The organism is Limnofasciculus baicalensis BBK-W-15 (assembly GCF_024178385.1).
Taxonomy (GTDB): domain Bacteria; phylum Cyanobacteriota; class Cyanobacteriia; order Cyanobacteriales; family Coleofasciculaceae; genus Limnofasciculus; species Limnofasciculus baicalensis.
Genome location: NZ_JAMZMM010000381.1, coordinates 1 through 5,627, shown reverse-complemented (window position 1 = coordinate 5,627; position 5,627 = coordinate 1). Strand labels below are relative to the sequence as shown.

Below are 5,627 nucleotides of genomic sequence, written 5' to 3'. Positions count from 1 at the left end.
ATTTAGGACATGAAAATCTCTATATAGTATACCTGCCAAGGGACGATCTCCTGATAGCGCTCAACATCGCATTTGACTTTTAATATTGCGATCGCAGATCGCCATAAATAGTTATAGACTATATAACTAGTAAATTTTATCAGCAAATGATCCCGGGGTGTGTTTCAATAGATAACTCACCATTCAATAATATGACATTACAGATAATTACTCGCGGTTGGCAGCGCTCGATTAAAACTATTCTCCCACTTCTGTTTGCCATCTCATTTATTATAGCAGTCCAGGGGAATAATTTGATTTCGGCGATCGCCCAACAACCCCGTCAGGAAATTCGTGGAGTTTGGATGACAACAAATGACAAAGATATCCTCAGAGATAGGAGTAAAGTAGCAGATGCTGTCAGGAAACTCAAACAGTTAAATTTCAACACTATTTATCCCGTAGTTTGGAATTCTGGCTATGTCATGTATCCTAGTCCTGTAGCCCAGCGAAGAAATATTCAACCTTTTGTTTACAGAGGCTTGGAAGGACAAGATATGTTGGCAGATTTAATGGCTCAATCTCACCGCCAAGGATTGCTTGTAATTCCTTGGTTTGAGTTTGGTTTTATGGCTCCTACCACCTCAGAATTAGCATTAAATAATCCAGAATGGCTTACAGAAAAACAAGACGGTAGCCAAACATCAAACAGTGCTGGTGGCGAAGTAGTTTGGCTCAATCCTTTTCATCCAGAAGTACAGCAATTCATTACCGAATTAGTACTAGAAGTAGTTACTAAATACAATGCTGATGGCATCCAATTTGACGATCACATGAGTTTGCCATCTGAATTTGGCTACGATCCCTACACAGTAGCTTTGTATACCAAAGAAACCACAAAAGCTCCGCCAACAGATTTTAAAGATCCAGATTGGGTTGCATGGCGAGCTAATAAAATTACGGCATTCATGTCGCAACTAAATCAAGCCGTAAAAGCAGTAAAACCCAATGCCATTTTCTCAATTTCTCCCAATTACTATGAATTTGCTTACAAAAATCACCTCCAAGATTGGCTGAATTGGGTGCGCTTAGATATTGCAGACGAGCTAATAGTACAAGTTTATCATCCCGATGTAAAATCATTTATGAGCAAAATTAATCGTCCAGAAATGCAGGAAGCACAGGAAAGAATTCCTACAGGAGTGGGGATTATGGCTGGCTTGAGAAATCGCCCAGTTGCAATTGAGCAAATTGAATCTCAGGTACGAGCAGTCCAAGAATATGGCTTAGGTGCAGCTTTCTTTTATTACGAAAGTTTGTGGGAATTGACACCAGAATCTACTGAAAATCGATTGTCTGAATTTCAAACTTTTTTCCCATTTTCCGCATTCCGAACACCCCCACAAATACCCAGACGTGCGGCTAATTTTACTCCGCCACTACCGCCAAAACCAGATCCAAAAAATCAGCCAGATCTACCTAGTAACAATAGTCAACCTTTACCAGAGCCAACTATTGAAGAGAATTGAAAATTTTAAAACTACTGGAAAACAGGGATTGAATAGTTAGGTTTCTTCTTCTGTAAAGATGGGAGGCTATAATTCGGTAATTCTCACTTCCCAACTAGGCAATAGTTCCGGGAGCGTTGGCGTAGCATAGCGCTCCCTACTACTGTATTGTAGGTGCCTAATTTATATTCAATTAAGGCACTGGACAAGTGCCCAAAGGATTAACAACACCTGACTGGGAAACATCAGAATTATTTCCCGACGCATTAGCATTAAATGTTCCACTAACGCCATTCAACAGAAAACCATTTGAGCTGGTATTGTCCTTTAAATCGACACATAGAGTAGAATTATCCAAAGTTTGCGCCGCAAAACCAAATGGTAAAAATGGCATCAATTCGCCTGGATTCTCAATCAAATTATTTAACCGCACGCCAGCAAATAGGCTGGAAGTATCAGTGGCACTTATTTCAATACCAAAACGACCATTATTGTTTGTGGTATTCCCTTGAATTAGGCTGCGCATCAAAGAATTATCTCCTGTTTCATTGCTAATGCCATCTAAACCATTATCGGAAGCCGTGTTATTGAAGATATTTGCGGTTGATGTGGATGAATCAACTGAGAAAATGGCAATACCATCGAAAAGATTACCCTGAACTATGTTATGGGAAATAGTAACATTCGATGTGGATGAATCAAACGGTAGGATGAAAATGCCATTGAAGCCATTACTATCAGTAGTGTTGTTGTCGATAGTAGCGGTTAATTGGGATGAATCAAATGAGAAGATGGAAGTACCATTTAAACCATTGCCAGAAGCTGTGTTATTGAAGATATTTGCGGTTGACGTGGATGAATCAGATGAGAAGATGGCAATACCATCTAAAAGATTACCCTGAACTATGTTATTGGAAATAGTAACAGTTGATCTGGATGATTCAGACGGGAGGATAACAATACCCAAGCCACCGCCAGAAGCAGTATTTTTATCGATAGTAATGGTAGAATTTGAATTTCCTTCAAGATTGGCGACTATGCCAGCAAATTCACTGTTGAGAACCTGAGTATCAGTGATATTGACTATTCCTTCAGCCGTACCACTAAAGTTAATCTCAATTCCATTAAGTGCAGGATTAGTAATCGTAGTCTTATTAATTCTCAAGTCAACTGCACCCGAAGAATTGTCAATAAAAATACCACTCCCACTTTCAGTGGTATCAATTGTAGTGTTGACAATATTAACTTTCCCAGTTACCTCCTCTAGCCGGATACCTTCCTCCGCTGAATTGACAATTAAGTTATCTCGAATCGTCACATTCTCAATACCTTCCCCAACAATAGCCGCATCAGGCGCATTAATAATTGCAAATCCAGAAATAGTGGTACTATTCCCCATGATAACTAAGGGATCGATAATCGGCATTTGCCCGCTTCCAGACAGAGGTAAAATTACCGTACCTGCCTGTTTTGTATCTAATTTTTGCACTGGTGCTGTTGATAAAACTTGCACTCTATCTGGAATTTCAAATGGTGGAATTTCTGAGCCATCACCGGGCTGCACGTAAACAATATCGTCCCCATCAGATACAGTAGCATCAAGTCCATTTTGGACATTACCAAAAGGAGATTCAAACGTACCATTCCCCTCATTTTTACCCAAAATAACGTGCTGAAATCGCCACGGTTGATTGGTTTCTGGATTAACGGCAGCTACTTTATCTTGTTCCGTCTGTTGAAGAACAAGAATCGCATGTTGACGGGCTACTGTCTCCCCCATCCGATCTAATCCTTTCGGTTTATCCTCATTATTGCCACGGGCAGAAGTACCGGGAAAAGTAATCCCCAAGCTAGCAACTACTCTAGTGTCAAAAATGCGGTCATTCTGTATCGATAAATTCAGATTTAGGTTATCAGTTGGGCGAATTTCCAATCTACCTTTTACCCCTAAAGCACTATCATCACCTGCGGCATTAATATAGTATACTCCTCCATAACCGCGCAAAGTTCCCTTTCCTAATCGTGCTATTTTACCGCCAAATTCCGCATCAAATCCCGTTGCTGCTGACTCAAATTGGCGAGTTCGGTTTAGCAATAGAGCATTTCCTTGAAAGCCAAAAATGCTGGGGAAACTTTCAGAAGATAACTGACGGTTATCGCCAATAGGTAAGTAACCATTAATCCGGAAATCCCAGTTTTCTCCTAAAGTTTCAAAACCTACACCTAGTTGATTAAAGGAGTTTTTGCTCGTATCGCGATTATCGTAAGCGATGTAGCCGCCATAAACTCGGTGAGAAGATTCATCGAAAAATCGCTGTCCTAACACAACATTTCCTCCTAAATCTCCATTATTTTGCAATAGTAACCGCCCTTCGACAAAGGTGAGGTTTTTTCCTGGAGTTTGAAATAGGGGAAGGAATCCTTCAAAACTGGTGAATCCTTCTTCATAACCTGCCCCTTCGGTAGTGTAGCGAATGCCACCTCTGACGCTGAAGGTATTAGTTTCTGTATCTGTTTTTGTGTCTTTTTCTTCTGTTTCTGGGTTAGTTGGTGTTTCTTCGGTAGTTGGTGGAGTATCTGGGATACTATCAGATGGTACTGAATCTTCTGCTATTAAGGGAGTTAGTGGCGCTTCAGCGCCTACTACAAACGGAGATAAGGTATCTACTGATTCAGTTTCTAAGTTTAATTTTGGGGGATTCTCTGGGATTTGCTCAGTTTCTGGTTTGGTTGTTTGGGCGATGGCGCTAGAGGCAAATGTTCCAACTAAAAGTAAGGTAACATAGCTTGAATACTTAGCTATTTTCATTTGATTGACTCCTGGTGATTTCCAGAATTTTTAGCGTTTAATTGCTAATATTCTGGATTTGCGCAAATTTTGAGCTGCTACATATTACTCAGGGTAAAGTCGTGCCTTTTATACAAGATTTTGGGTTTTTGTAAAATTTATTTACAAATCAGCTTGGCAGATAGACTTTAATCCTCAGCCTCAGCGTACTGAATTTGCCTCAGTTTTACTACCTCAGTTTTGAGTCACTAGGGAAGTGAGGTAAAATTGACTTTGACAAATAGAAATTTTTGTGTATCTAGGTGGGAAATTTCTGTTTAAATTTACATCTTCTATCAGTGGCAACAACCGCCAGAGAATAAATTCTCTGTCTCATAGCTAAAGTCAGTTGAAACTGACTGGAATCTATATCCAGAGTTGCAATAACGATGGCGTAGGGTGCGTTACGCTTCGCTAACGCACCCTAAAATTTTTCAACCCGCGCACCATCCGGATTTTGTTTGTGTAGAGGGGGTTGAAACCACCAGTTAATAATGATGACAGATGTAATTTTAAAGAGACACTTTCATGGTTATTTTAAGGGAATAAACTGATAGTTTCCAGGTTGGGTAGTGGGTTTAACTTGAACTAAAAAGCCTTCACCAACGCGATCTCCTGATGGTAAAAACTGAATGTTTCCCGTCGCGCCATTGACGGAAAACCAATTACTAGAAAGGACTTTTTGTAACCCCTCACGAGTGCTATTACTCTTTTCTAAACCTGTAATAATAGCCTGGGTTGCATCATAAGCTGTCGCTGTTCTCCAGTTTACTGATCCTCCCCAAAGTTTGGCAGCATTACTAGGAAAAGAATTGCCTGGAATAGCTCCTGGATACCAAGGTACTGCTAACACCATCCCATTCACATATCCTTTTCCAAATTCTAATGTTTGGGAGGTGTATAGTGAGGGAGATCCTAGCAGTTTTAACTGTCCTTGATTAGCTTTTGCTAACTCGATAGCCTTATTAATTCTGTCTACATGGGGAGCTAATAGCAAGCTATCTGCACCAGCCTTGATTGCTTGAGATATCACGGCACTAGGGTTTAAATCAGGATCGGAAAAATTACATTTTACATCATCGATAAACTTGCCCTTATTCGCGTATAACGCAATGGTGAACTGATTTCTAAATGATTCATTGTCTACAGCTTGAACATCAGAACACATGGCTATTCTGGTTTTTGGATTCGTTTTTATGGTGTATTGAGAGAGAGAATTTGCAACAAAATCAATGCTGGGTATAGTCCGAAATATATAATTATTTTCTGTATTTATTTTATTCTGCTTAGTTATTACCTGAATAGTATTAATG

At 39.9% G+C, this 5,627-nt stretch carries 3 protein-coding genes; 1 reads left to right on the top strand and 2 read right to left on the bottom strand.

All coding sequences use genetic code 11. The annotated features are described in order from the left end of the window. Window positions 1-191 precede the first annotated feature (191 nt). Entirely contained in the window at window positions 192-1,508 is a 1,317-nt protein-coding gene (locus tag NJ959_RS24850) for a glycoside hydrolase family 10-like protein (protein WP_254014437.1), read from the top strand. A gap of 172 nt (window positions 1,509-1,680) precedes the next feature. Here the strand turns inward: NJ959_RS24850 and NJ959_RS24845 are convergent, their stop codons facing one another. Together NJ959_RS24845 and NJ959_RS24840 are read right to left on the bottom strand one after the other, a co-directional pair. Beyond that, complete coding sequence (locus NJ959_RS24845; protein WP_254014436.1) at window positions 1,681-4,296, bottom strand: right-handed parallel beta-helix repeat-containing protein; 2,616 nt, start codon at window positions 4,294-4,296, stop codon at window positions 1,681-1,683. A gap of 550 nt (window positions 4,297-4,846) precedes the next feature. Further along, on the bottom strand, window positions 4,847-5,627 hold a 781-nt coding region (locus NJ959_RS24840; RefSeq protein ID WP_254014435.1), incomplete at its 5' end, for an ABC transporter substrate-binding protein.

What these genes read in the sequence shown, in the direction of transcription:
- NJ959_RS24850 (WP_254014437.1), top strand. Translation starts at nt 192, where the DNA reads ATGACATTACAGATAATTACTCGCGGTTGGCAGCGCTCGATTAAAACT.
- NJ959_RS24845 (WP_254014436.1), bottom strand. Translation starts at nt 4,296, where the DNA reads ATGAAAATAGCTAAGTATTCAAGCTATGTTACCTTACTTTTAGTTGGA.